At 46.3% G+C, this 25974-nt stretch carries 31 protein-coding genes and 2 tRNA genes; 8 read left to right on the plus strand and 25 right to left on the minus strand.

The features are described 5' to 3' along the window. Positions 1–34: 34 nt before the first annotated feature. The 8 genes from FGQ86_RS07510 to FGQ86_RS07545 all read right to left on the minus strand — a co-directional run bounded on the left by FGQ86_RS07510 (position 35) and on the right by FGQ86_RS07545 (position 6897). Entirely contained in the window at positions 35–1237 is a 1203-nt protein-coding gene (locus tag FGQ86_RS07510; RefSeq protein ID WP_138303355.1) for a site-specific integrase, read from the minus strand. Between the two features lie 93 nt (positions 1238–1330). Further along, on the minus strand, positions 1331–1528 hold the full coding sequence (locus FGQ86_RS07515) for an excisionase (protein ID WP_243127189.1): 198 nt from the start codon (positions 1526–1528) through the stop codon (positions 1331–1333). A gap of 245 nt (positions 1529–1773) precedes the next feature. Then, positions 1774–3141 carry a phage/plasmid primase, P4 family gene (locus FGQ86_RS07520; RefSeq protein WP_138303356.1) on the minus strand — a complete coding sequence of 456 codons (1368 nt, stop codon included), beginning with the start codon at positions 3139–3141 and terminating at the stop codon, positions 1774–1776. Then, on the minus strand, positions 3125–3700 hold the full coding sequence (locus FGQ86_RS07525) for a CHC2 zinc finger domain-containing protein (protein ID WP_138303357.1): 576 nt from the start codon (positions 3698–3700) through the stop codon (positions 3125–3127). Before FGQ86_RS07525 ends, FGQ86_RS07520 begins: the two co-directional genes overlap by 17 nt. Positions 3701–4350: 650 nt before the next feature. Beyond that, a complete protein-coding gene (locus FGQ86_RS07530; protein WP_138303358.1) occupies positions 4351–4983 on the minus strand; it encodes a hypothetical protein in 633 nt (210 codons plus the stop codon). Between the two features lie 226 nt (positions 4984–5209). Continuing rightward, a complete protein-coding gene (locus FGQ86_RS07535) occupies positions 5210–6256 on the minus strand; it encodes a radical SAM protein (protein WP_138303359.1) in 1047 nt (348 codons plus the stop codon). Next, entirely contained in the window at positions 6216–6533 is a 318-nt protein-coding gene (locus tag FGQ86_RS07540; protein WP_138303360.1) for a PqqD family protein, read from the minus strand. The genes FGQ86_RS07535 and FGQ86_RS07540 overlap by 41 nt, the downstream gene beginning before the upstream one ends. Before the next feature lie 46 nt (positions 6534–6579). Then, a complete protein-coding gene (locus FGQ86_RS07545) occupies positions 6580–6897 on the minus strand; it encodes a hypothetical protein (protein ID WP_138303361.1) in 318 nt (105 codons plus the stop codon). Between the two features lie 156 nt (positions 6898–7053). Between FGQ86_RS07545 and FGQ86_RS07550 the strand changes: the two genes are divergently transcribed. Next, complete coding sequence (locus tag FGQ86_RS07550) at positions 7054–7419, plus strand: helix-turn-helix transcriptional regulator (RefSeq protein WP_138303362.1); 366 nt, start codon at positions 7054–7056, stop codon at positions 7417–7419. A gap of 889 nt (positions 7420–8308) precedes the next feature. Next, positions 8309–8527: a helix-turn-helix transcriptional regulator gene (locus FGQ86_RS07560; protein ID WP_138303364.1), complete on the plus strand. Its 219-nt coding sequence runs from the start codon at positions 8309–8311 to the stop codon at positions 8525–8527. Positions 8528–8819: 292 nt separating this feature from the next. Here the strand turns inward: FGQ86_RS07560 and rpsR are convergent, their stop codons facing one another. From rpsR to srtB, 5 genes are all read right to left on the minus strand, one after another. Continuing rightward, complete coding sequence (gene rpsR / locus FGQ86_RS07565) at positions 8820–9086, minus strand: 30S ribosomal protein S18 (protein ID WP_033126215.1); 267 nt, start codon at positions 9084–9086, stop codon at positions 8820–8822. Between the two features lie 32 nt (positions 9087–9118). Then, on the minus strand, positions 9119–9559 hold the full coding sequence (locus tag FGQ86_RS07570) for a single-stranded DNA-binding protein (RefSeq protein WP_087174398.1): 441 nt from the start codon (positions 9557–9559) through the stop codon (positions 9119–9121). A gap of 19 nt (positions 9560–9578) precedes the next feature. Next, complete coding sequence (gene rpsF, locus FGQ86_RS07575) at positions 9579–9866, minus strand: 30S ribosomal protein S6 (protein ID WP_087174397.1); 288 nt, start codon at positions 9864–9866, stop codon at positions 9579–9581. A 129-nt stretch (positions 9867–9995) separates the two neighbouring features. Continuing rightward, positions 9996–10187, minus strand: coding sequence for a DUF951 domain-containing protein (locus FGQ86_RS07580; RefSeq protein WP_087174396.1), 192 nt, complete (start codon positions 10185–10187; stop codon positions 9996–9998). Positions 10188–10229: 42 nt separating this feature from the next. Next, positions 10230–11267, minus strand: coding sequence for a class B sortase (srtB, locus tag FGQ86_RS07585; RefSeq protein ID WP_243127190.1), 1038 nt, complete (start codon positions 11265–11267; stop codon positions 10230–10232). A gap of 167 nt (positions 11268–11434) precedes the next feature. On the opposite strand from srtB, the gene FGQ86_RS07590 reads away from it, so the two are divergent. Next, a complete protein-coding gene (locus FGQ86_RS07590; RefSeq protein WP_138303365.1) occupies positions 11435–11830 on the plus strand; it encodes a hypothetical protein in 396 nt (131 codons plus the stop codon). A gap of 30 nt (positions 11831–11860) precedes the next feature. Next, positions 11861–12382, plus strand: coding sequence for a flavodoxin family protein BilS (gene bilS / locus FGQ86_RS07595; protein ID WP_052084062.1), 522 nt, complete (start codon positions 11861–11863; stop codon positions 12380–12382). Between the two features lie 40 nt (positions 12383–12422). Here the strand turns inward: bilS and FGQ86_RS07600 are convergent, their stop codons facing one another. The 5 genes from FGQ86_RS07600 to FGQ86_RS07620 form a co-directional block, all read right to left on the minus strand. After that, positions 12423–13262: a carbohydrate ABC transporter permease gene (locus FGQ86_RS07600; protein WP_076780240.1), complete on the minus strand. Its 840-nt coding sequence runs from the start codon at positions 13260–13262 to the stop codon at positions 12423–12425. Next, on the minus strand, positions 13259–14044 hold the full coding sequence (locus FGQ86_RS07605) for a sugar ABC transporter permease (protein ID WP_330601314.1): 786 nt from the start codon (positions 14042–14044) through the stop codon (positions 13259–13261). Before FGQ86_RS07605 ends, FGQ86_RS07600 begins: the two co-directional genes overlap by 4 nt. Positions 14045–14114: 70 nt before the next feature. Further along, positions 14115–15392, minus strand: coding sequence for a sugar ABC transporter substrate-binding protein (locus FGQ86_RS07610; RefSeq protein WP_033126208.1), 1278 nt, complete (start codon positions 15390–15392; stop codon positions 14115–14117). Between the two features lie 130 nt (positions 15393–15522). Beyond that, complete coding sequence (locus tag FGQ86_RS07615; protein ID WP_138303366.1) at positions 15523–16869, minus strand: MATE family efflux transporter; 1347 nt, start codon at positions 16867–16869, stop codon at positions 15523–15525. Continuing rightward, positions 16866–17711 (minus strand): PocR ligand-binding domain-containing protein, encoded by an 846-nt coding sequence (locus FGQ86_RS07620; RefSeq protein WP_052084060.1) that lies wholly within the window; start codon positions 17709–17711, stop codon positions 16866–16868. The genes FGQ86_RS07615 and FGQ86_RS07620 overlap by 4 nt, the downstream gene beginning before the upstream one ends. A 177-nt stretch (positions 17712–17888) precedes the next feature. Between FGQ86_RS07620 and FGQ86_RS07625 the strand changes: the two genes are divergently transcribed. The 3 genes from FGQ86_RS07625 (at position 17889) to FGQ86_RS07635 (ending at position 20054) form a co-directional block, all read left to right on the plus strand. After that, complete coding sequence (locus FGQ86_RS07625) at positions 17889–19232, plus strand: MATE family efflux transporter (protein ID WP_033126206.1); 1344 nt, start codon at positions 17889–17891, stop codon at positions 19230–19232. Between the two features lie 106 nt (positions 19233–19338). Continuing rightward, complete coding sequence (locus FGQ86_RS07630; protein ID WP_033126205.1) at positions 19339–19668, plus strand: nucleotidyltransferase domain-containing protein; 330 nt, start codon at positions 19339–19341, stop codon at positions 19666–19668. After that, positions 19653–20054 (plus strand): HEPN domain-containing protein, encoded by a 402-nt coding sequence (locus FGQ86_RS07635; protein ID WP_076780231.1) that lies wholly within the window; start codon positions 19653–19655, stop codon positions 20052–20054. Before FGQ86_RS07630 ends, FGQ86_RS07635 begins: the two co-directional genes overlap by 16 nt. A gap of 111 nt (positions 20055–20165) precedes the next feature. Here FGQ86_RS07635 and FGQ86_RS07640 read toward each other — a convergent pair. The 5 genes from FGQ86_RS07640 to FGQ86_RS07660 all read right to left on the minus strand — a co-directional run bounded on the left by FGQ86_RS07640 (position 20166) and on the right by FGQ86_RS07660 (position 22845). Further along, positions 20166–20237, minus strand: a tRNA-Cys gene (locus tag FGQ86_RS07640). 7 nt (positions 20238–20244) lie between these two features. Then, positions 20245–20316, minus strand: a tRNA-Glu gene (locus FGQ86_RS07645). A gap of 88 nt (positions 20317–20404) precedes the next feature. After that, the gene (locus tag FGQ86_RS07650; protein WP_033126204.1) at positions 20405–20893 is read right to left on the minus strand and encodes a glycine/sarcosine/betaine reductase component B subunit; all 489 of its coding nucleotides are present in this window, start codon (positions 20891–20893) and stop codon (positions 20405–20407) included. Positions 20894–20925: 32 nt separating this feature from the next. Next, the gene (gene prdD, locus FGQ86_RS07655) at positions 20926–21681 is read right to left on the minus strand and encodes a proline reductase cluster protein PrdD (protein WP_033126203.1); all 756 of its coding nucleotides are present in this window, start codon (positions 21679–21681) and stop codon (positions 20926–20928) included. 21 nt (positions 21682–21702) lie between these two features. Next, on the minus strand, positions 21703–22845 hold the full coding sequence (locus tag FGQ86_RS07660) for a DUF3810 domain-containing protein (protein ID WP_138303367.1): 1143 nt from the start codon (positions 22843–22845) through the stop codon (positions 21703–21705). Between the two features lie 188 nt (positions 22846–23033). Between FGQ86_RS07660 and FGQ86_RS07665 the strand changes: the two genes are divergently transcribed. Next, positions 23034–24494: a sulfatase-like hydrolase/transferase gene (locus tag FGQ86_RS07665; RefSeq protein ID WP_138303368.1), complete on the plus strand. Its 1461-nt coding sequence runs from the start codon at positions 23034–23036 to the stop codon at positions 24492–24494. A gap of 72 nt (positions 24495–24566) precedes the next feature. On the opposite strand, the gene FGQ86_RS07670 is transcribed toward FGQ86_RS07665, so the two are convergent. Both FGQ86_RS07670 and FGQ86_RS07675 read right to left on the minus strand, forming a co-directional pair. After that, positions 24567–24938 (minus strand): hypothetical protein, encoded by a 372-nt coding sequence (locus tag FGQ86_RS07670; protein WP_243127192.1) that lies wholly within the window; start codon positions 24936–24938, stop codon positions 24567–24569. A gap of 141 nt (positions 24939–25079) precedes the next feature. Next, entirely contained in the window at positions 25080–25973 is an 894-nt protein-coding gene (locus FGQ86_RS07675; protein ID WP_033125825.1) for a carbohydrate ABC transporter permease, read from the minus strand. Between the last annotated feature and the right edge of the window lies 1 nt (position 25974).

Consider the following 25974-nt stretch of genomic DNA (forward strand, 5'->3'; position numbering starts at 1 on the left):
ATTTTTCTCTGTGATATTTCTATTTACACCATTTTTACACCACGCCCAGAAGAGAAATATGCTTCAGCGACTCCATATCAACAATCTGCTTGTTATGGTCATAATATGCCGTCGTCTCTTTATCGCTGTGCCCTACATACGATTGGATTGTTTCATAGGGTACACCATTCATTTTACATCTGGTCACAAACGTATGCCGAAAACAATGCGGCGAAAATGGCTTTAATACAAATGGCTCCCGCTTTTCAAAACCGGCAAGCTCTTCTTCCTGCAGGTTTGCTTTTAAAACAACGGATTTTATCGTTCTGTTCACATCTCCATACCGGACCGGCGCTCCCTGCTGTGTTGTAAATACCATATCATCAAATGGCGGAGTGGTTTCCCACTGTGAACCATAGAGCATACGGTTTCGCAGCTGCCTCTTCCGTACTCTTTTTAAAATCATTTCCGTTTCCGGCAGTAATGGGATGCATCTGTCACTTGTTGTTGTCTTTGGCGAGGTAAAAAAGAAATGACATGACTCATTTTCCCGAACTTTCCCATAATGAAGAGTTCTCTGTATATGTATCATTTTCTTATCGAAATCGATATCACTCCACTTCAGTCCCAGAACTTCCCCAATCCTTGCCCCCATCGAAAGACTTACGCAGAAAATGTCATAATGATAATATTCCCTGGCCACTTCCAGAAACATTTCCTGTTCCCGTTCAGTCAGAAATCTCGGCTCATATGTAACCTTTCTGGGCATGACCACCGCATCGCATGGATTGATCAGCATATATCCATTTCCAACCGCCTTCTTGAACATTTCGTTAAACAGGGATTTCAGCAATCGGATTGTCCCATACGTAAAGCCTTTCTCATCCAGCTCATTGATCAGTCTCTGCACATGATCCGCTCTGATTTCCCGAAGACGCATCATCCCCAAAACGTTCTTCTTACAGGGAGAAAACGTCTGACGGATCCGGAACAGTGTAGTGTCTTTCACCTTTCCTTCTTTATACAGTTTCAGATATTCTTCGAACCATTCCGCCAGTGAAATATTGCCTTCCGATGAAATTATCCCCTGTTCAGATTCATATCTTTCTTTTTCTAATCTGCGGCGCAACGCTTTTAAATCTCTCCCATAAAATGTATGTCGTTTTTTATAGCGGTCCACATAGCGTGCCATGTAATTGCCGTCTGCTCTTTGAGATATACCTGTTCCTAATTCTTTCCCTTTCAGATCCTTTCCCATAATTATTTACCATCCTTTCATTTTGAGAAAGAATGGAGTAAAAGCATGACTGCATTATACCATGTATTTACTCCATTTTCTGCCCGTTTTTGTTTATATGCCGGAAATGCTGTCTAAATGTTTTTCCAGCAGTTTGCGATTGGCATACAGTCGATTCCCTTTTCTGACGACATATGGACATTTGGGATGATTCAATTCATCCCGGACAGTGTTCTCGCCCCAGCCCGTATATGCCATCATTTCAGGAACAGTCAACAGTGCTTTTTCGCATATTTTTATCTGTTCTTTCAATCAAACAATCTCCTTTCACATAATCCCCGATAATGAAAAGAATACATATCTCTCATTTACTGTAATTCCAGGCACTTTGTCAGGCAGTCTTCAGGCAGTTAAAAGCTGCGATTATCCCTGATTTTCTGCCCTTTAGGCAGTTTAGGCGGTTTATTTTTACTCTTTAGAGAAAAAATAAATCATAAAATAAAAAAGAATTCATTTTTACCCGCCTGAAGTGCCTGAAACGCCTGGATTAATTTCCGTTACTCTGTGCGGATTGCCACGTAGATCCCGCGGAAACCGCGCACTGTCTTCCCGTTGCTGCCGGGAAGGTTCTTGTCATAAGTCAGCCCCAGTGACTGCGCATTCTCATTCAAATACTTCTTGAAAGTATTCTCCGCTCTGGGCTTTTCCAGATTATCCTCGCACCATTTACGATAGGCAAAATAGAGCTGTCTGGAGCTGGCATAAGTTCCTTCTTCCCTTCTCACGTATCCGGAAGAATTCAGAAATGAAATGATGCTATTCTCATTTTCCATCAGATCCAGCAAGTTCTTCTTTGCCCGGTCGCTGATGCTGAATTCAAATCCGTTCCGGATCAGCCTGTGAAGGCCTTCCAGACACCACAGCACGATTCCTTCTGCCTCCCGGATCAGTTTGTCCCCCAGATACCGGTCGTCCTTCCGGTCAGCGGGACGCTCTTTCGTCGTCAGGAGAATTTGTCTGCGGTAGAATCCGTAGGACTGATCATGGAGCGATTTCAGTGAACCATTCCCAAAGCAGATAATGCGCACATACAAAATCCCCTGTACACTTTGTTTCCCTTTCCTTTCCAGATCGATCTTATCTTCCATCGTGACGATGCTTTTAATATTGTTTGTGGAAGGCAGGGCTTCTGTCCTCATATCATCATCCATGAACAGAAGTTTTCCTTCCTGATCGGCACGGTTAAACCGGTCATTCTCCAGTTTCTGAATGCTGCCTGTATTCATGTTGTCTCCAAGGATTGCCCGGAGTACCCGTCCGATCCGGCTTTTCCCTTCACCGCCTTTTCCAATCATAAGAAGCATTTTCTGACCGCGGTTGCTGGGGATCATCACATATCCCATGAATTCCTGAAGTACCGGAATATCCTCTTTTTCCAACAGGTCATCCAGAAAAGCCAGCCATTTCTCCGGCGCCTGAGCGTCCGGATTATACCTGACCGGAAGCCGATTCATCGTCCATTCTTTTTCTTCTGAAAAATATCCGGCCAGATGATACGTCCCGTTGTAAAAATGAATCCTGTCTTCCCTGATTGGAGGTGTTTCACACTGACACATCAATTTCAGCGTGTTCAGAATACGCTCTACAGTTTTGGCAACATTGGTTTTCTGATAAAATCGGATCTCATCTAAAATTTCTTTTCGGACGGTTTCATCTTCAATTTCGCCATCCAGATCATAAAGTCTGCCGTGAATACATTTCCGTTCTTTCTTACAAAGCAGATATTCACAGAGGGCAATCTCATCAATCTTTTTTCCATCAAACCAGTCCGCAAATTCGGAAGACTCCGCAGTGTCCGATTTGCCCAAAAGTGTTTTCAGGGCTTCCAACTGTTCCGGCTTCAGACTTTTAAAGTCTTCCTGCATACCCCGCAATCTCCTTTCCGGCGGACAGCAGCAGTTCCACCCGTTCTTCCAGCGGTGAATACAGAAGAACATCCATCAGATACTCAACTCTGGTCAACCTGTCCAGAGCTTCGCAGAATCTGGAATCCCATTCTTCATCCGGTCTCTTTGGTGCATAGTGTTCTTTCCAAAACTGAAGCTGCTCCCGATACTGCCCGAGAATAGAAAAACAGATCTGTTCCAGTTTCCCGTAATTCTGCTCCAGGGACTCTGCTTTCACCTTCTTTTTGTGTTTTCCTCTGTCCGGCGGACGCTGTACCTCATACCGGATCCCAAAATCCTTTGCCAGTTTCTCGGCAGCTTGCCGGACAGATAATCCAAAATATGCGGATGTAAAATCAATCACATCCCCGTCCGCCTGACATCCGAAACAATGAAATCTCTGATCCATTTTCATGCTGGGATGTCTGTCTCTGTGGAACGGACAGCACGCCATCCCTTTTCCCGTCACCTTGATCCCGTAATATTCAGCTGCCTGCCTTGCAGTTACAGTGTTTTTGACTGCTTCAAATACGTTCATTCCATATCCCTTCCTTTCATTTATCGACAGTCTCTGAAAGGAAAAAATATTTTTCCCTTCACTTAACCCAACAGGGAGGGGACATTTTACAAGGGAAAACCACAACTCTTTTTTTAATATCGCGATAGAGTTCCATTAATAAAATCGAGTTCTATCTTGTGATTATTCTTCATTCACTAATGTATTTTGGAATAGGAATTATAAAAAGTTTGATAGATTTTTCAAAAATAAAGCCATCAGGTTTTAATTACCCAATGGCTATAATTATCTTACTATAACTCGTGTTCTAATTATTGCAATGAAAATGCCTGTTTCCTCTTCTAAAAAGTAAGTATGCTAATGCAATCTTTATCATCATTTGAAGATTCAAAAAGGAAGAATAGCGTTAGAATGGAAAAAATATATATTAATATTCTACTGTTCACAAAAATATAGATTAATCATGGAATGTGTGTTATGACTGTAATATGGAATTGTGAATCCTTTCATTTTCAGGCCAAGTGTCATAAATTTTTGAATAATCTCTTCTATTTCTACTGAGTTTGTAAGACTTTTCAATTTGTAATAATCATTTTTCTCAAAAAGATTTTCATTTATTTGAAAATAATACTTAATTTTGTATATCTTTTTTCCAATGTCTATTCCCAACATCATTGGCTCATATTCATTGGTTGATGCAATTTTAAAAATTTTTTTATTCTATCCATCTGTTCTTTATTAATCTTTCCTATTGTACCCATAAACTCAATAATACGAAAATACTTTTCTGTATCTGCAAAAGCAGAAACAAAATTTTCCTTTTTGTATATTTTCAGTTGATAATATACTTTTATATCACGAACAACTCCTTTTTGATCTATCTTGCAACCTAAGACACAAATAGGTTCTACTTCTGTCATTAATATATTTTTAATAAAATTATTTACATCAATTATAAGATGAGCAATATTTAAATCAAACTTTGCAAGCTGGATTATGTGTTTGATTTGCAGTTCTAAATTATCGGTTTGTTTTTCTTGACAACAGTTTGGATTAATTTTATATGAAATACGATATATGTTTTCGTCATAGTTTTTTTGGAAATCCAACTGCTTTAACATAGAATGATTAGCAAATGGATTATTAGGTAATTCCAAATCGGAGGGAAAGTTTTTCAAAAATCGGTAGCATTTATATTCAAAAGAGTTTCCCTTGTTTAAGTTAATTCCAACATATTCTAAGCTATGGTCACCATTTTTGCCATATTGTTCAATATCTTTTTGTATATTCTTAAAAAAATCCATGTACTATCTCCTTTGGCATTTGAAAAAGGAACCATTACAACGTAACAGTTCCTTAAATAAGTATTATCCTCTATAGCAGCAATCACCGGTCCATGACATGTCGTTTGAGTACTGACCTCCTGCCATGTCATTTTCATCCGTGGTGTCTACTACTACAGTAATCAATGGTAATTCAAACATACTATTTCCTCCTTTCATGTACATACTTTATATAAAACATAACATTTTATATAACTTTATCAAAACACAAAAATCTTTTATAAGCTAATTTACATACATCAATTGGAGGATCCAGGCTATTTCCTGTCTCTAATTCAAATTGAGCTGGACAATAATCACAATATTTTATATATTTACAGAATGCGCATTTATTCATTTGACTATTCTTCTTCAAAACAATATCTTTCAACATACGGTCAAATCCTTCTTCAAAAGAGATATTATGTAAATCATATCCATGGCGCCGCTCTTTTGCACAACCGTATAATATGCCCTGATACGTAATAAAGAAAGTATATTTCCCTAATTCGCAGAAGTACAAATAATCTTCTTCTTTCCTTTTTCGTCTTTCTTCTGTCCGTTCGCTATACTGTTCCTTGTATTTCTTCCATTTGTTTGTTTTTCTTTCTATTTCAATAATTTGATCTAATGACAATTGATGCTCTTTCGATTTTTGATTACCGTTATTTAATGGTCTAATATCTGTATGCACATTCAATACTTTTCCAACTTTGTTTGCGAAAGTTATCATTTCGTCAAGCTCGCAAATATTCTCTTTAAGAACTACTGTTTTTAAAGAGAACGGTATCTTATTCTCAGATAACATATAAATATTTTCTCGCACCTTATCAAAGCCATCTTTCATACCTGTTACTGTTTCATATGTTTTGTTTGTAATCCCATATAACGAAATATCTATGTTATAAGGTGTAAAGTTTTCGAACAGTTTTATGTATTCCTTATCTATCAACGATGCGTTTGTTAATATGCTAACTGTAATTCCTCTTTTACGAAAGTTTCTATATATTTCAGAAAATTGAGGGTGCAGCAATGCTTCTCCGCCAGTCAAATAGACATGCATAGTACCCATTTTTTCTAATTGCTCTGCTAACTGATTGGCAAATTCATATGTCATATAAGTCACGGGTTCCATTCCGTTATAACAGTGAACACAATGAAAATTACATGCACTCAGTATTTCAATACCTCCATTTATCGGTATTCGATTTTTTTTAACAAGACAATTTGTTATTTTCTGCAGCTCCTCTACCATCGATATCTCCCCCCCTAATTAATCCCTCTTTCACTAATTGATGTACATACGCATAAATCTCTTTTGCTTCAGTATCGTCAAAACTTCGATTATAACTTTTCTCAAGATGCATAATTAATTCCTGAAAAGAGCCGCCTGTATTATAGAATCCCCAAATTCTTGCCCCTGTTTCGTTCAATTGATATACCCATTTCCTATTTACACATTTACCCGACGACATAAGGAAGTACAATCCATTTATTTTTCTAAGAACATATTCATCATTTGTTTTATACACGCTAAAGCCTTCCCTTTCTTACATCGTTAATATTACTGATATGTTTTTACTTAATAAAAGAGCCTAACATCGGATCATAATATGGACATCCGGTTCTTTCTTCAACAATTCCATTTACTTCTTTTCGGCTACATTTAAATAAAGGTGGTTCAATATTATCATTGTATATTTTTGCATTTTTACATCCTAAACAACGTCGACCATTAACTGGTACTTTATTCATTTTTTCAATTCTCTTTTGCTCAGCCATTTCATATAGTATACGTTCTTGTTCCTCCTTTACACTTTCATGGCTAGATGAAGCTTCTGATACTAAATAAAAAATTATTAATCCGATAATAATAATAATGATGATACCTGACATTCTACATTCCCCCCAAAAGCAAACAAAATCAATTATTTTTCGACTTTGAAATTATATCATATTGTATTTATAAATGCAATCTGCATTTATAGTTTGTTGTTCCGGCAAAATACACCATTTATAATATACCGAAGTATAAGTTGGCGAGGTGAAAATATGCCACCTGAAATTGATTATTATAAAATTGGGCAACGCATTAAAACTGCCCGACTTGAAAAAGGATATAGTCAAGCAGAACTAGGTGCAAGGGTTGGGTGTTCAAATAACCACTTGAGTCATGTTGAAATAGGGCAAACAAAAATATCTCTTACAATGCTTCTAAAAATCTCCATAATTTTAGACAAAGATTTGGATTATTTTTTATTAGACACCCCATATGTAAAACGCGAAAGTATAATAAATACTGAAATTGTAAAAAAAATAGAAAAGTGCAATACGACAACATTAATAACACTAAGTAAGATTATTGATGCATTGTTAGAACAACAGAACATTTTAGTAACAGATAAATATTCAGAATAAAGTTTTCTAAAAATATATTTCTAATTTACACCAAATGATTTTCTTCAACGCCTTGTAATTACAAGCATGCCATGCTTTTGAGAATAAAACTTTAAAAATTTGAGATAGAAATATTTGCGTGATAATAAGAGCAAGATCCACCCGGTAATACAAAACAGAATTTCTGTCTTTTGTATGATCCGTGGTCGGCATCTTGTTGGGGATTACAATTTCCCCAAACCCTCGTTAATCAGCTACACTTGTAGCTGATAGTGTCTGCAATAATTTACCTCGGTAACTGTATTCAAAAACGACACCGAAACGCTGCAAAATCATCAGTCAGAACAATCGGCGGGATAATCCTAAGCTGACTATACCCGCCGTCAAAAAAGCTCATGTAAACCTATGAGAATTTTAAAAAAAGATACCGAAACACGACCCAAATTCCTGCCTGTCCACAAAGCTGAAAAACCAATAAATGCGAGGAAGACTAATACGACATTCCTATTTATTATTTGCTTTCCTCATATCTTTTTATCTTCCGCATCAGTCCTCTATAGATCGGATCCCTTAGTAATTTTATTTTGTTACAATTTATCGGATAGGCGGACATAAAATTAGGGTTTTCTGCAAAGAATTTTTTCTGTTCCTCATCCGACAGATTGATCATATACTCTTCATAGAAATCCATATCATCTCCAAGAATAAATTTTTCAAAACGCTCATATTGATCTTTTGTCCATTCCATATTTCCAAAACACATATTATTCCGGTTGAGTTTATTATATTGTTTCATCTGATTATCTGATTAATAATCCATCTACATCATTCTCTCATAAATTATAGTCTTTTTAATGACTATAGTCAACAAAACAACTACATACTATCCTTTAGATATAGGAGGTATGACATGATTGATTATAGTCCATTCTGGGAAACTCTAAAGAAATCAAACGAATCAACATATACACTGATCAACAAGCATCATATCTCCAGTTCTACGATAGATAAACTGCGAAAGAATAAACCATTAAATACTACAACGCTGAATGATCTCTGCCGTATCCTGGACTGCGACATTCAGGATATTTGCAAATACATTCCAAGCGACACAGATCAGTCATTGTAAAATTGAATTCTTAAACCAAAAATGCCCTGATAGATCTCTTCTTTAACAGATTCGTCAGGGTATTTCTGTTATTAAAAAATATAGTGATCATCTTATTTTGCCTTACTCCATTCTTCCCCACTGTTTTTACACCATGCTTATTCCATACACCAAATTTTACACCATTTTCCTAAAAAATCCCAAGAACTGTTAAGAACATATAAGACTTCCCGAATACAGAAAAAGCCCTTAAACACCGGATTTCCGGTATTTAAAGGCTTTTCTTTCATTCACTCATACTCGACTAATTAAATTAGTCCTGAACATATGGCATTAAAGCGATATGTCTTGCTCTCTTGATAGCTACTGTCAGAGCTCTCTGATGTTTTGCACAGTTTCCTGTAATTCTTCTGGGAAGGATCTTTCCTCTCTCAGAGATATATTTTCTTAACTTTGCTACATCCTTGTAATCGATCTCGTTGTTCTCTTTTCCACAGAACACGCAAACTTTTTTTCTTCTGCGTCCGCCGCCTCTTCTCTTGAAGCCGCCTTCAGGACGATTTCCTTTCTCGAAAGCCATGATGGTCTCTCCTTTCTATACACAATATGTCCTTAATTAAACGGTAATTCTTCGTCTATTCCATCTGGAATATTCATGAAGCCGTCACCGGCCGGTGCGGCTGGTGCCGGTTGGGGAGCTGACTGGAAACCGCCTGCATGTGCATCGCTTGCAGCTTTGCTCTCGGCAAATTCCTGTTCTTCCACTACAACCTCTGTTGTGTATACCTTCACGCCGTCCCTGTTGGTGTAGCTGCCCGTCTGGATACGCCCGCAGACAACGATCTTGATCCCCTGTCTGTAGTATCTCTCCGCATGCTCAGCCTGCTTTCCGAAGGCAACGCAGGAAATGAAATCCGCGCTCTGCTCTCCGTCACGCTTGAACCGGCGGTCTACAGCCAGTGTAAATCTGGCGATGGCCAACGGGTTCTCTCCCTGTGAGTATCTCACTTCCGGGTCTCTCGTCAAACGTCCCATCAAAATTACTTTATTCATTCTTCTACCTCTCTGTATACTATGCCTCTTGTTTTACGCATAAATATCTGAGTACGTTGTCCATGATGCGGATTCTCTGCTCGATCTCGCCTGGAACTGTAGCATCAGCTTCGAAGTGGACGAAATAGTAATAAGCTTCTTTCATCTTCTGAATTTCGTAAGCGAGTCTTCTCTTACCCCATTCATCAACGTCTGTCACATTGCCGCCGAAACGAGTGATCATCTCTTTCACCTTCTCGATGACCTGTGCTCTCTCTTCGTCTTCGATCTTTGCATTGACTACAACAGCTAACTCATACTTATTCATGTAGTTTGCACCTCCTTCTGGTCTTTTGGCCCCTGGCCTTCGCCGGGAGCAAGGATACCCTTCCGGACGATCTCCGGTCGGATACTGATATATCACGAGTTAATATGATAGCATATGAGCCTGCTTATTTCAAGCTTTTTTCCTCAAATCTTTTGTGTTTTTCTCCACAAGCTTTCTCGCGATCATGATCTGGTGCCCGCACCCGAGACACTTCAGGCGGAAGTCCGCTCCTACCCGGAGGATCTCCCACTCAAAGCTCCCGCAGGGGTGCTTTTTCTTCATCCTGACAATATCTCCCACTTCGTATGTGTACGGTGTCATCTTCCTTCCCCCCTCTCTCCTGGCTCATCCGACTTTCCCACACTAATCGATCTGCTCCTCGCTTTCCTTCACTCCCACAACGACCATCCTGTGCTCGTCGCTGGCCCGGGTACAGGTGGACAGCGTCACCACCGTGTCCTGGGTAGTCACCTCCACGCCCGTGTCGTAGGCGGATGCCTCCTTCGTATAGTCCAGGAAAGCCTGGTAGGCAGCGTCATCGGCAAAGTCCGTCAGGTACGTGTCCGATGTCTCCGTCACCTGCCCCGCCGCATAGATGTGGTAGGTGATCTCCCGCCCGTCCGGCGTATAGATATAGAAGTATGGATTGGCCTCCCAGAATGACTTCTCCTCGTATTTGGCCAGATCGTGGAACATGGAGCTGTCGTTCATGCGGTGCCCGTATACGATGGTATTCCTGTCATTAAAGTCCGGATTGTTGTAGGTGTTGACAAAAATAGCCCCCACCGTGTTGTCACTGGCAGAAAAAGTCTTATTCAGATAGGTGCTGTTGTCCGCCGTCTGGACCAGGGGATAATTGATCTGGGCCGGTTCCGGGGCAAAGCGGATCCATCCTACCGTGTCCGGATTGATCCCCAGCAGCGCGTCAAAATCCACTTTAAAACGGGGCTCCCCTTCCGCTGTCTCCTCCTCCGTGACAGCCAGCTCCTTCACCTCGTCGTACTCCTTGCGCCCCTCATAGTAGCCCGAGAGGATGCGGAAGAGCTGGAAGGCGGACACGCAGAAGACAATGATGGCCACCACCAGGATGATGTTGCTGACCAGGCGGCCCTTCCGTCCATTCTTTTTCTCGCCCTTTCCGGGAGTTTTCCCTTTCTTTTTCCCGGCGGCCGCCTTGCCTCCGGAACCAGCTCTTCTCTTCCCTTTAGCCTTCACCTGGTCCGGTGTTCGCAGATCCTCATCTTCCTCCAGATCGATCCAATCGTTCTCCCAATCTTCTTCCGGCCGTCTCTCCACCTGACGCGCAGCCCTTTCCCGGCTGCTGTCCCGGCTGCTGCCGCGGTTCCCGGCGGGGCCGGAAGAGCGCCTTCTCCCTCTATGGTAATGCTTCTTTTCGCTCAATGTCTTAACTCCTTTTCTCCATAAACACACGTCTTATTGCACGATGCCTGTTCTTTCCCAGTATAACACATCAAAAGATGTGCTTCTATTATTTTATATATTTTTAATTTCCAGTTTATTGACTTTGCAGGCGGCGGGAGTATGATTGCAGATAGGAGGATGAGAAAATGAAAGAAAAACTGATACGATTTATGGCCGGGCGCTACGGCTTTGACTCTTTTGGAAAGGCGACCCTGATCGCCGCTCTTATCGTGATGATCCTGTCCGGTTTATTCGAGAGCGCCATCCTGTCGCTCCTTTCCTGGGCTCTGATCATCTACACATACTTCCGGCTGTTTTCCAGGAACATTTACAGGCGCTCTGCCGAGAACCAGGCCTACCTGGCAAAGACACGCCGGATCCGCACCTGGTTCGCCACCCAGAAAAACCTGATGGCACAGCGCAAGACCCACCACATCTACAAATGTCCCACCTGCCGGCAGAAGATCCGGGTTCCGAAAGGCAAGGGCAAGATCGAGATCCGCTGTCCCAAATGCCAGACCCGGTTCATCAAGAAGAGCTGATAAAGATATCATGAAAGAAGGTACGTGCATATGTTGGATTATTTAGTTTTATACAACAGCCAGTCCGGAAACACAAAGAGCGTAGCTGCCGCCATCTTCTCCGCCCTGCCGGAGGGCTCCAGAGATCTGATCGACATAGACAGCGGCAAGCCCATCCCCGAGGCTTCCACTTATTTTATCGGCTTCTGCGTTCACAGAGGCTCCTGCTGCATAGAGGTGAGCGATCTGCTCAGCTCCCTGGAGAATAAGAACATTGCCCTCTTCGGCACCTGCGGCATGGGAAGATCCGCGGAATACTACAGCCTTATTGAGAAAAATGTCAGCGCATGGATCAACAGCAGCTGCCGCTACCTGGGCTGTTACATCTGCCAGGGAAAGATGCCCATGCAGGTCCGCCAGAAATACGAGAACATGCGCACCAGCGAAAACGCCCCGCAGGTAGACGGGTTTATCCGAAACTTTGACTGCGCCATGACTCACCCGGACCGGGAGGATCTGAAAAAGGCACAGGAATTCGCATTATCCTGCATTTCCCATGCCTCCTGTGTTTAAACAGATCTGCTGATTCATTTTATCAATCTGGCATGATCTTTTACCCCTTGATAGATCCCCCTGTCATTCCTCTAACGAGAAGTTTCCGGAAGACAAGCGCTGCAATGGCCGGCGGCAGAATGATCAGCATCCCCGCAGCAGCAGTAATTCCGTAAAGCACTGTGTCTTTTGTCATAAACTCCGAGGCCACAATGGCCGCCGGCTTTGTGTCAATATTCGACGCCAGGATCAGGGGAATCTGAAACTGACTCCAGGCGCTCAGGAACATAATGAGCATACTGGCACATATGATAGGATAGGACACCGGAAGTATGATCCGGAAAAATGTCCTTAGCCGTCCGCAGCCGTCCACAAGGGCGGCTTCTTCTAATTCCCTGGGTATCGTCGAAAAGTAATTGCTCATCAGCCAGATGCTCATAGGCAGAAAGGAGCTGGCATATACCATGCTCAGCCAAAAAGTGCTGTTGAGCAGTTCCATAGCCGAGAACATCCTGTATAGAGGAATGATAGTCGCAAACACCGGAATGACCATAGTAATCAAGATCGCGTTCTTGATGATCTTCTTCCCCCTGAACTCCATCCTGCTCAAAGTGTAGGCTGTGACTGCAGCCACAGGAATCCCGATGACAAGTGTACACGCCACTGCCTTCAGAGAGTTCTCAAGCCCTCGGAAAAGCCGGATATGCTGCTGACTGATAGAATCAAACAGCGTAAGATAGTTATCCCAGGTAATCTCGCTGGGGAACATGTTCATAGTGTTTTTAAACATCTCATACTCCGGTGTGACAGAAATCGAGAAGGCCCACACAAAAGGTCCCACTGTCAAAACAAGAAAGATAACCACCGCCACCCAGTAGAGAGGAGAAACTTTTTTCTTCAAAATTCCACCTCCCTGTTCAGACTTCTAAGATAAAAGAACCCAAGCACGGCCGCCATCAGCATAATCAGATAAGTAAGAGCGCTCCCCTTTCCAAAATCCAGAAAGGAGAAGGTCGTGAGATAACTCTCGATCAGAAGATTTTTCCCCAGATCTTTGTACCCTGCAAGGGCTACGATCTCGTCAAAAATATTGATGGCCGTGATCGATGCAGATGTAATGCCAATACCGATAAAAGGCATCATGAGCGGTGCCGTTATATATCGGAAGACAGTCACCCTGCCGCCGCCGTCTATCTTTGCTGCCTCATAGAGTTCTTCCGGGATAGCGTGCAGCCCCGAGAGGCAGACGATCGCACAGAACGGAATACTCCTCCACGCCACCACGATAGCCACGATCAGAAGAAGCAGCCACCGGTCTGTCAGCCACATAATGGGCTCTTCTATAAAATGCAGCCTGATAAGGAGCTTGTTCATAAAACCATATCCTGGATGAAAAATAAAACGCCATATGATCCCATTTACAATGGGCGGGAGCGCCCAGGGAAGGACGGCCAGCGCCATCAAAAGCCCCGATATCTTTGTATCCACATTGAGCAGAAGAGCCACACCAAACCCCAGGACTGTAGTCAGGATAACAACTACGACAAGGAGGAACAGAGTATTTTGCAAGCTATACATAAAAGAGTCTGAAGTAAGGACATCCACATAGTTGGACAGGCCCACAAAGTCTGTGTCCTCCGGGCTGGTCAGCTTCATCTCCTTTAAGCTATATGAAAATGTCATGATCGTCGGATAAAACACCAACACGCCCATTATAAGAATAATGGGCGCCAGTAATGCATAAGGTAATATCTTACTTCTTTTCAATTAATTCATTCACTTTCGCATTCATCGCATCAAATGCCTCCTGGGGAGTCTGCTCTCCGAGAACCATCTGATTAATGTTATTGTACATAGTGTTGCTCATCTCAGAATAGTAGGAAGGAACGCCATTGGGAAAAACAGACTTGATCAGGTCTGCCTCGTCCAGCATGGCCCCTGCATTTTCAAATGTGCCATCTTCTACCATTTCTGCCAAGACTGAGTTTCTTGTCGGAATGGAACTGTTGACTGCGTACATTCTCTTCTGGACATCTGCTGAGCTGTACCATTTAACGAACTCCTGGGCTGCTTCTTTGTTTTCTGAGAAGGAAGTAATTCCAACTGCTTCCGGAAGAGCCATTGTCTGCGGAGATGTTCCGTCTGTTCCCGGAAGAAGGATAGGAACAATGTTTCCGATCTCTGAGCACTGCTCAGGATCATTGCTGATACCCACAAACTTGGTAGGACCTACCATAAAGCTGGCCTCGCCCGATGTGATCTTGCGGTAGCAATCCATGCCATTGAAAGAAATAGATGCTGGATCCACAAATCCATCCTGCACAAGCTGGTTCTCAAATGTCAGAGCATCCATGACCGCTTCTTCATTCAGTGTATCGTCATCATTGAACACCTGGCCACTTCTTGAGAAGGCCATCCACATCATAGAAGTGGTGGCAGACTCATCCGCGTTCATCGGCATTGTGTAGGGATACTCTACGATCCCTGCTTCTTTGATCTTTTTCAGAGCATCATATACCTCATCCCAAGTCTCAGGAACTTCTGTAATTCCAGCCTGCTCAAAATGCTCTTTATTATAGTAGGCGATCCGGTAATCATTTGCATAAGGCACAGCAAGTATCTCACCATCAATGGTAAAGGTCTCAAGCGTAGGCATGTCCTCCTTGTCCTCATCTGTCATCTCGATAGGCTCCAGCCATCCCGCGCTGTTCATCTCTCCTACCCATGACCAGTCTACCTCGATCACGTCAGCTGCTGCCTCTCCGCCGCTGGCCGCAATAGACACCTTATCCCGGATATCATCCCAGCTCACCTCATTAAAAATGACAGAGATACCTGTCTCCTCCGTGAATTCTGCCAGCAGCTCATCTCCCGGGTTTGCCCAGTCAGGCGCCATAAAAGTGATTTCCTTACTTTCACCGGAAGAAGAGCTTTTCTCTCCGCTTTCACCGCTGCTGTCCGAGCCGCATCCTGCTGTCAGTGTCGCTGCCATAGCTGCACAGAGCAGCATGCTCACCAGTTTCTTTTTCATAATTGTATACCTCCTACCATACCTTTTTCTCTGGTATCAAAGAAAGTATAGCAAGCAGGGAATTGGGCGTCTAATCGTTTTTTCACATGTATGATCCCACTTATCGTTTTCATCAATATGTCCTGCGGGTTTACTCTCTCGTAAGCTTCCGTATCCAGTTCCCGTAGTGGGACTCCAGAAAGGCAGGCACGCATTTAAATATCTGGTCTGCGTTGAGGCAGCACACCACCACCGCCGGAGAAGCCTTCACCACAAAAGCCATAGCAAAGGACAGGGGGATGACGATCATCCAGATGCTGACCAGGTCCATCTTCACTACGAACATGGCATTGCCGCCGCCACGGATGATGCCGTTGTTGGTGGGCATCTGGTAGGACATACCCACACAGACCACGCTCAGGATGATGAGGAACGTATTCATCATCTCCATCGCCTCCGGGGACAGGTCATAGAGCGTCATAACGGGGATGCGGATCAGAAAGAGGAGCAGACCGGACACAAGGCCGATCACCACGAACATCCTCTGCATGATGGAGGAGTAATGCTTCACAAGAGGGATGTTGCCCGTCCCGATAGTCTTTCCCACAATGACCGACGCGGTGGAGGAAGCCCCCACAGACATGGATTTCACCAGCAGGAACAGGGTGGATGCCGCGCTGTTTGCCGCAATGGCAGCAGCGCTCATGTGCCCCAATATGACTGTCTGCAGAGCTGTGTTGAGCCCCCACAGTCCCTGCACCACCAGCATGGGCAGGCACACCCGGAAATAGTCTCCCGCCATCAGGCGGTCCGCCCGGAAATAATCTTTCAGCTGCAAATGCAGCTTTTTTTCTTTTTTCGCTATATAGACAAGGAGCACAGCGCACTCCGCGATCCTGGCCGCCAGCGTCCCTATGGCCGCTCCTTTTGCCCCCAGCTCGGGCGCTCCGAATCTCCCGTAGATCAGCACATAATTGATACAGCAATTGACGCAGAACGCCATGACCGACAGCCAGAAGGCGATCTTTACCGTCTCCACGCTCCGCATCGTGGCCAGCAGGATGATAGTCACCGCGAAGAAGACGTAGGTGTATTTTACGATCCCCAGATAGGCTGCCCCCTCCCGTATGATGGACTCTTCCGTGGTAAAGAGCCCCACCGCTCTGTGCGGAAAGAGGCTGACCGCCGCAAAAAGAACGACTGCTATAAACAGTCCCGCCCGCATGGCCACCGAGGAGATCTTCCGCATGGGCTCTGTCTGCCGTTTTCCCCAGTACTGGCTGCAGAAGATTACAAGCCCGTCCCCCAGAGCCAGAAGGAGCTGCTGATAGACAAACTGGATCTGGTTCACAGCCGCCACGCCGGAGAGGGCGGCCTCACTGTACCCTCCCAGCATCACATTGTCCGCCAGATTGACACTGATGGTCACCACATTCTGGAGCACCAGCATGATATAGATGGAAAAGAAATTTCTGTAGAATCCTTTTTCTGTTTTCATGCCTTCTGACCGCCTTCCCTCTCCTGGTTTCTTCTGTATTCCCCGGGCGTACATCCGATATATTTTTTAAACTGCCGGGAGAAATAATTCTGATTGGAAAATCCGTTCTCCAAAGCAACTGAATAGATGGACTTTTCCGAATTTCTCAGGCTTCTGCATGCATTGGTAAGTCGCACACCCATGAGATAGCGGTACACAGAGGTGCCTGTGTACTCGCGGAACAGCTGGTTCAGCCTTGTCTTGCTGTACCCGAACCAGCGGCACAGCCCTTCCAGAGTAATGTCCTCCCTGTAATGCTCTTCCAGATAGCGGATGATCTCTTTGGCCGTTCCAGTGGCAGTGACCGGGAACTGATGATGGTTGGCTATATAGTCCGCACAGACCCTGCACATGGTCACAAAAGCCCCGATCTCTTCCAGATCGATGCGCACCAGCTTTTTCACCCCCTCCGCTATCTCCTCCTCGCTCCCCAGGTTCATCTGCCTGGCTTTCTGCATCACCTCTTCCGCGGCTCCCTCCCGCTTTTCCAGCATCTGCCCGGTCATCATATACCCTGCCAGGCGCCCGTAGTGGTAGAGGGGGAACACTGCCTCATACAGCCCCATATGGCACCGGTAAATATGTACTTTGTGCTCCTCCCGCACCGTTGCAAAAGCCTCTCTGTTGTCCCGGCCGCATCGTTCACATCCCTGGGAGTTCCTGGTCACCAGGCTGCAAAAATAGGCGCCTGTATCCGGATACCTGGCAACAGAATGCCCCTCCAGGTCATACACGTCGATGAGGATGCCCGATATGGCATACAGCTGCTTTAAAATATCTTCCAGCGAAATGATCTCTGACATATTTCTTCCCCCTGCTCTTCCCGGACATGAATAGTATCTTCTGACATATGTGTCCGATTGTGCTAATCATAAACATATTATATATTGTTTTCCCTTTATCTTCCATATAATATATTTTTTGCGGAATATCCAAATGGACTTATATTTTTAAAACACGTGGAAAGGATATGATCTACTATGAACTTTATGCAGGATATGACAAAAGGATCTCCGTTCAAGCTTCTTCTGTCTTTTTCTATTCCCCTTCTTATCGGAAGTCTGTTCCAGCAGTTTTACACCATGGCGGACTCCATTATCGTGGGGAAATTTGTCGGCGCGGACGCCCTTGCTTCCATCGGCGCCTGCTCCTCTGTTATCTATTTGCTGTTTTCCCTTTTTCTCGGGCTTTCTGCCGGAATCGGGATCGTGATCTCCCAGTATTTCGGCGCTGGTGACGGCAGCACAGTGCGCAAAGGCATTGCCTGCTCTGTGTACATCCTGCTGGCAGCTTCTATTTTGCTGACACTGATCGGCCTTACGCTTGCCAGACCAATTCTCACCTTCCTTGGCACACCGGAGGAGATCATGCAGGATGCTGCCGTCTATTTCCAGATCACCAGCGGAGGGATCGTGGCCGTCGCCTTTTACAACGGCATCTCCTCCATCCTCAGAGCGCTGGGAGACAGCCGGACGCCTCTGATCTTTCTGGCTCTGGCCGCTCTTTTAAATGTGGGGCTGGACCTGCTCTTTGTCACGGTATTCCACATGGGTGTTGCGGGCGCCGCCCTGGCGACGGCCATTGCCCAGTTCTCCTCCGCCTGCGCCTGCCTTGTCTTCTCCCTGAAGACAAACTCGTATTTTCATATTAAAAAAGAGGAATTCCGTCCGGATACAGGCCTGATACGGCGGATGATGCACATCGGACTCCCCCTGGCGCTGCAGAACGCCATGATTGCCTTCTCCTGCGTCATGCTCCAGAGTGTCATCAACTCCTTCGGCACCATGATCATGGCTGTCTTCACTGCCACCAACCGCATTGAAAATCTGGTAAATCAGATCTACATAGCCGCCAACACGGCCCTGTCCAACTACACAGCCCAGAACCTGGGAGCAGGGAACACAGACAGGGTCCGCGCCGGCACCCGGTGCTGCATTCAGATCACTGTAGGATTTTCGCTCCTCATGGTCCTTGTCATGTACCTGTGTGGTCACATGTTCATGGGATGGTTTGTGGCCGACCGGCAGGTCATTGAGACCGGCGCCCAGGCCCTGAAGCTGATCAGTCTGTTTTTTGTCTTCTGGGGACTCCTCTACGTCTTCCGCGGCATTCTGAACGGAGCCGGGAACGCAGGGTTCGCCCTTGTCAGCGGGATCCTGGAAGTCGTTGGCAGAATGGGGTGCGCCTTCCTTCTCACCTCCATTCCCTTTATCGGACAGTGGGGAATCTGGCTGGCCGAGGGGCTCACATGGATCCTTGTATCCGCAGCCGGAGCCATCTGCTATTTCCGCGGAAAATGGACGCAGAAGAAACTGATAGCATAATTCTCCGCCTGAATTCTGTATGCCGCTCCTTCAACTTTTCTCACTTGATTGATTTCGTCCTTAAAATAAGGTACAATAACTTCAAACAGGAGAAAGGAGGCACACCATGGAAAATTACACAAATCTGCTGAAAAAATTAATCCCCGGACTTGTCCGTATTTTTCAGGATTCAATTACAAGTATCATCCTCTATGGCTCTGTGGCAAGAGGAACTCAGACAGAAGAATCAGATATTGACATCGCTGTCCTGGTCAGATCATATACCAAAGAGATGCACGAACAGATGACAGATCTTGTCGTAGACTTGGAATTAGAATATGACAAAGTCCTTTCCGTGCTCCTTATTGATCATGATAAATTTGCAGAGTGGGAAAATGTAATGCCATTTTATAAAAACGTGAAAAAGGAAGGGATTGTATTATGGCCGGCAGCATAAAAGATTTATCAAGATACCGGTATGAAAGATCCTCTGAAGAACTAGAAAACGCAAAAGCAATGTTGGAAACCGGTAAATATAAGCTTGCTCTTAACCGATCCTATTATTCTATTTTTCACGGTATGCGCGCAGTAAATGTCCTGGATGAATTTGACAGCAGCAAGCATAGCGGTGTCATTGCCCATTTTAATCAATACCATGTTAAGACAGGCGATTTTTCTAAAGAAGCATCGAAGATCATCCGAACATCTTCTGAAATGCGTGAACATGCTGACTACGAAGATTTTTTCGTTGCTTCCCGCCAGGATGCTGAGGAACAAGTTCAAAAAGCTCAAACATTTCATGAATTTATTACCAACTATCTACAGAAAAAAGAAATATTGTAAAGCAGTAAGTATCCCGTTTCCTGTCCTGACACAAAATCGTACAACTTCTTCTCAAATTTAAAGTGCTTCAAGCTCTTATAAACAAAGAGTTTGAAGCACTTTAAATTTGAAAGGCGCAGACCGGATTTGAACCGGTGAATCGAGGTGTTGCAGACCTGTGCCTTACCACTTGGCTACTGCGCCTGATACATGACTCCGACGGGAATCGAACCCGTGTTACCGCCGTGAAAGGGCGATGTCTTAACCTCTTGACCACGGAGCCAGATACGATATAGACAGTCAGCTCTCTCAAGCTGACTGTGAGATATCGTATCACACTCCGCTGTAAATTGCAAGGCATTTTTTTATTTTTATCCCTTTTCCTCCCACTTGCGCATTTTCAGTTTTAAAAGCGCAAGCGCTTTTCTGGCGTCCGTCTCTGTCACAGTATTTTCTGCCAGCATTTTCGTCTCATCTCCCGGCTGATCCATCCTGTCCAGCGCTTTGTAATAGCAGATCACGCCGTCCAGGTGGTCGTTTTGGACTACAAAGTCCTTTGCAGGGCACTGGCTTAAGACTGCCGTGGGGACGCCCCGCTTTTCCGTCTCCTCAATAGCATGCGCAAAATCCACATGATTATTCCCGATCCCATTGCAGGAGAAAATGGCGCCGTCCACCCGCATACATTCCAGTGAGACACCCACTCTCTCCGCCGAAAGATATTTGTCTTCGTTCTTATCCGGGGATCCTACAATCACGATCCCCCTCAGGTTGACGTCCCTGTCCTCCGACAGCACCTCCACCAGAGGATCTCTGTAATAGTGGAGCGTGGTCTCTTTCATGCTTGTACCTATACCCATAGTCTCCTCTCCTTTCCGCCAGGGTCTCCCGCCTAGTCCATTGCGTGCATAATGCCGTCACGGAATTCGTTGGGCGTCACCACCACCGGCATCCATCCCATATCAATGACAGAGCGTCCGCCCTCGTAGCCGCAGGGCTCATTTCCAAACAGCCTCGTGTCGTACACAGCCCCCTGCCCGGAGACTTCCTTGACGATCACCACATCCTTGCGGCCCGGCTCATAGGTCTCCTGGAACACGTGCTTTTCCGTGCACTTGTACCCGTTGAATTTCTTCATCTGTTCCCGGAAGATCTGGCAGAACACATCGCAGGCTCTGTGGATCGCCTCCGGACCGGGCCGGTCCGCCCAGGTCCCCTCCCGCAGCACCACGTCAAAGGAGATCAAAAGGTCACTCTCCAGGGGAGTCCCGGGCCTGCCCCACGCGATCTTGTCCCGCAGGATCCCATCGCTGGCGCCAAAATTGCACACCTGCCGGCCGGCCTCATCCACCCCTGTCAGGATCACATACACCCCCGTCAACGTGTGGGTAATCCCCTCTCCCACCTTTCCAAGCACTTTCGCGGAGAGAGGGATAACGTCCATCACCGTGTTGGTGTGCTGGTCATGCTCGTCGGGCCGGATGATCCGGATCGAAATGTCCTTGATCAGCGGTTCCTTCTCCCGGATCTTTTCCGCCACAGACGGACACACTGTCATATGCCCGTCCAGTGTGACCCGGTTTTCTTCCCCGTATTCCAACGAGGATATGTGGTAGGCCCTCACGGTAAGTCTTGTTCCTGTCTCCATCTGTCATCCCTCCTGTATTTTTTATAAATGTCCTTCTTCTCTGTAATATGTAAGGATCATCTCCACCATCCGGTCATAGCTGGCTACTCCGTCCTCCTGCCCGTTGGCCTTCAGATAACTGTCGTTGATCTGGTCCGACACCTCGGCCACCGGCGTGTCATACTTCGCCCAGAACCTGCTGTTGGCTTCCAGGTCCGCCTCCGCTTCCTCCGACAGCTCACTTCGCACTTCCTCGTAGGCATCCGGATCCACATCATAGAGCGCATTTGTACAGTAGATCCACCCCAGCATATAGCCGCTGTAGTTAAACTCCAGGCTGTCTGCCCGGGTGCTGGCCAGATATCCTATAAAATTCGCTTCCTGCTCCTGCATGAATCCTCGCAGGTGAGCCAGCTCATGGCAGGCTGTAAAAGGAATGTTATAGGCAACCATATCCGTATTGTAATTTGCCTCTATCGTAAAGGGCGAGTAAATCCCTGTCAGCTGCTGGACGGACAGGATCCAGGAAAATTCCAGGCCATTGGGCTGCGGATAGCAGCCCTCCAGGCAGGGGTATTCCAGTGCCAGCTTTTCCATTGCCCGCACAGCGTGGACAGACACATCCTCTGTCAGCACCATGATCCCGTTTTCATCCCGCTTTACCTGCTGCCCTGTCCGGTTCACCGCCGATGTCAGCTCCTCACAGACTGCCTCCAGTTCCTCCACCGTGGCCCCCTCCCACGTAAGCCCCGTCTCCTGCGCGAAGGAGCTCCTGTGATAGTTCACGCCGCAGAAAGCGGCATAGAGAAAGAATAAGATCCCGGCCGCCAGAAAGATCCCTGAGAAAAAGGCTGCCAGGGGCTCTCTCACATTCTTTCCCCGCCGGCATCTGTACACAGTCTTTATGATCTGCCACACAAGAAAGGCGATCAGCACATACAGCATAAACTCAGACGCAGAGAAGGCGAATATGCCAAAAAAACGACCCAGTGTAGCCACAAAAAAGGAGTAGACGTGAAGCGTGTACCACTGGGCAAACTCTCCGGATACTGAGGCGGCAAACAGAAGAAGAAACGCCGCAGCGAAAAGGACAATGCCCGCCACAGCCCGTCTCACAGCTGTCCCGTAAACATTGTTTCTCTTCTCGTCCCGTATTTCTCTCACCTTTCTCTCCTCTGTCCCCATGCCCGTCTCCTCTTTTGTCGCTTCATTTCCTGGTTGTAATCACATTATACACCCTCCTGTTACCACATAGTATAAAAAAAGCGGATAGCCCTCAAAAATATACAGAAAATTTTTGCCATTCCGCATTCCAGAGAGTATAATAACATGCATAGCCTATTAATACATTTTAAGAAAGGACATAACATACTATGAAACAGCCAAACATTCTGTTCCTGCTGGCCGATGACATGGGGCACTGGGCCATGAGGAACGCCGGGAACACAGACATCCACACCCCCAATCTGGACAGACTTGCCCAGAGGGGTGTAAAATTTGACAACTTTTTCTGTGCCTCACCGGTCTGCTCACCGGCCCGCGCTTCCATCCTTACCGGAACTATGCCCTCCTGCCACGGCATTCTTGACTGGCTGGACGGCGGCAGCATGGACAGAGCCTCCCTATCCAGGGAAAGTTTAGAATATATGCCCCACGAGACTATTCCCATCCAGTACACGGATCACCTCACCGCCTACACAGACATCCTGGCGTCAGGCGGCTACCGCTGCGCCCTCTCAGGCAAATGGCATATGGGAGACAGCATGACGCCCCAGCACGGTTTTTCCCACTGGTACACCATCGGCGGGGGCGGCGTCAGATACTTCAACCCTGAGACCATCGAGGACGGGGTCCTCTCCGAAAAGGAAGGATACATCACAGACCTCATCGGCGAAAACGCGCTGGAGTGCCTGGACAGGTTCTCAAAGGAAGACGCGCCTTTTTATCTGAGCGTCCACTTCACTGCTCCCCACAGCCCGTGGGAGGAGACGGATCACAAGAAGGAATATCTGGATCTGTACAGGGACTGTGATTTCAATGCCACTCCTGACCTTCCCTACCACCCCTGGCAGGTCTTCACCTGCCCCCACGGCCAGGGTGAGCGCCGCAAGGAATTACTGCGGGGCTACTACGCCGCCATCACAGCCATGGATCACCAGATCGGGCGTCTGATGGACCGCCTGGATGAGCTGGGGATTGCAGACGACACCATCGTTATCTTCACCTCCGACAACGGCATGAACCTGGGACAGCACGGCATCTGGGGCAAGGGAAACGGGACTTTCCCGCAAAATATGTACGACAGTTCTGTAAAGGTGCCTTTCATCGCCTCCTGGCCGGGGCATTTCGCGAAAGGGGCTGTGTGCAGTGAGCTGTTCAGCCACTACGACATCCTGCCCACTCTGTGCCATCTGGCCGGCTGCCCTGTGAACACAAAACAGGAAATCCCGGGCCACAGTTTTGCCCGATGGCTGGAGGATCCAGAGCTGGAAAGCAGCCGCCCTGTAGTCGTATTTGACGAGTACGGCCCTGTCCGGATGATCCGGGACAAAGAGTGGAAGCTGGTTCTTCGTTACCCCTACGGCCCCAATGAGTTCTACCACCTGACCGAGGACCCGGATGAGACTGAGAACCTGTTCCATGATCCGGCCCAGGAAGATCGCATTGTAGCCATGCGCCGCCAGATGGAAGAGTGGTTCCTTCGCTATTCAGACCCGGACCTGGATGCCAGAAAAGAGGGTGTCACCGGCACCGGACAGTACTGCCGGGCCGGAAGCCGGGCCCATCTCCTGGAGAAATACGGGCCAATGCCCAGACCTGTAAAAAATGAATAAAACAGGGGGTACCTCCGTGGCGCTGTCGCCACAGAGGTACCCCCTCTTTTGTTCTGCCTGCTTTTCTGTTTTTTATTTCCGCACCTGCTCCATCCGGATCACAGCGCCCCCGTTCCGTCTGGACTCCTCCGCCGCCAGCGCAATGTAGTGGCTCTCCAGAGAGCGCTCTACAGAAGAAATCGTGTCATCCTCTGACTGCTCGCCGGTGACAAAATCCAGGAACGCGCTCACCAGGCCCCTGTCTCCTCCTCCATGTCCTGAGAAGTCCTCTGCCATCCTGGAGACATCGATCAGCTCCGCGTCCTTCCCGAACGGAGTCACTTCTATTGTGTTAGCCCCCATGTCGGCAATGATCTGCCCTTTTGTGCCCATAAGCTTTGCATATCTGGAGCAGTCTGCCGTAAATCCGCACATTGTAAAGCTGACGGTCGATCCGTCCGTCATATTCATGTTTACCACCTGATGGTCCACAACATTATTGTCACAGCTTAAGTGTTGAGAAAAAAAGAGGCGCTGCCCCCTATCGGATAACGATAACGAGGCAGCGCTCCTGTTTTTTTATCTGGCCTCAGGCCGGATACACTCTTAACCTTTGATACCGCCGCCGGTAACACCGGAGATGATCTTCTCTGACAGGAAGACATACAGCAGCAGCGTGGGCAGGAAGACGATGACAACGGCTGCGAACAGGCCGCCCCAGTCTCCTGTGTACTGCATGGACGAAAGTACACTCTTAAGTCCGGGTCCTACAGGCATGATATCCGAGGACGATGCAAAGATCAGTGAGATAAAGTACTCATTCCAGATATTCATGAAGATGAAAATGCTGACCGTAACAATACCCGGCTGAGCCAGCGGGAACATGATCCTCCAGAATGTCATCATGGGCGTACATCCGTCGATGGCTGCCGCCTCCTCGTATGTCCTGGACAGGTTCTGGAAGAAGGTCATCAGGAATGTGGTTGTGTACGGGATCTGCATTCCTATGTACAGGAAGATAAGCAGTCCTCTGGAGCCGTTGATGCCAAGCTGAATGGAGATGGACATCAGCGGAAGTACGATCATGATGTTCGGGATACTCATGGCAATGAGGAAACCGGACCGGATCGGCTTATTTCCGAGGAATGTGAATCTTGAAAGTACATAGGCTGCCGGCGCACTGATAACAACCGCGCCTACCATGGTTGCAACAGCATACAGCAGTGAGTTCATGAAGAACGTGGAAATACTGTTTGCATTCCATGCATTGATATAGTTTTCAAAATGAAAGCCGCTCTCAAACTTGAAGACCTTGCCCTGCATGATCTCCGGAGCTGTGGAAAAGCTGGCTGCCAGGATCCACACCAGAAGGAAGATCGTGAAGAACACCCAGATGCCTACAATAAGATAACCGGGAATCAGTTTCACTTCTTTGCGAGGATTAAACGGCTCTCTGACCTTTTTTTCTTTTTCTTTCTTTTTTCCAAACATAAAAGCCATC

It is taken from the genome of Clostridium sp. BSD2780061688st1 H5, assembly GCF_005845155.1.
Taxonomy (GTDB): Bacteria; Bacillota; Clostridia; order Lachnospirales; family Lachnospiraceae; genus Claveliimonas; species Claveliimonas intestinigallinarum.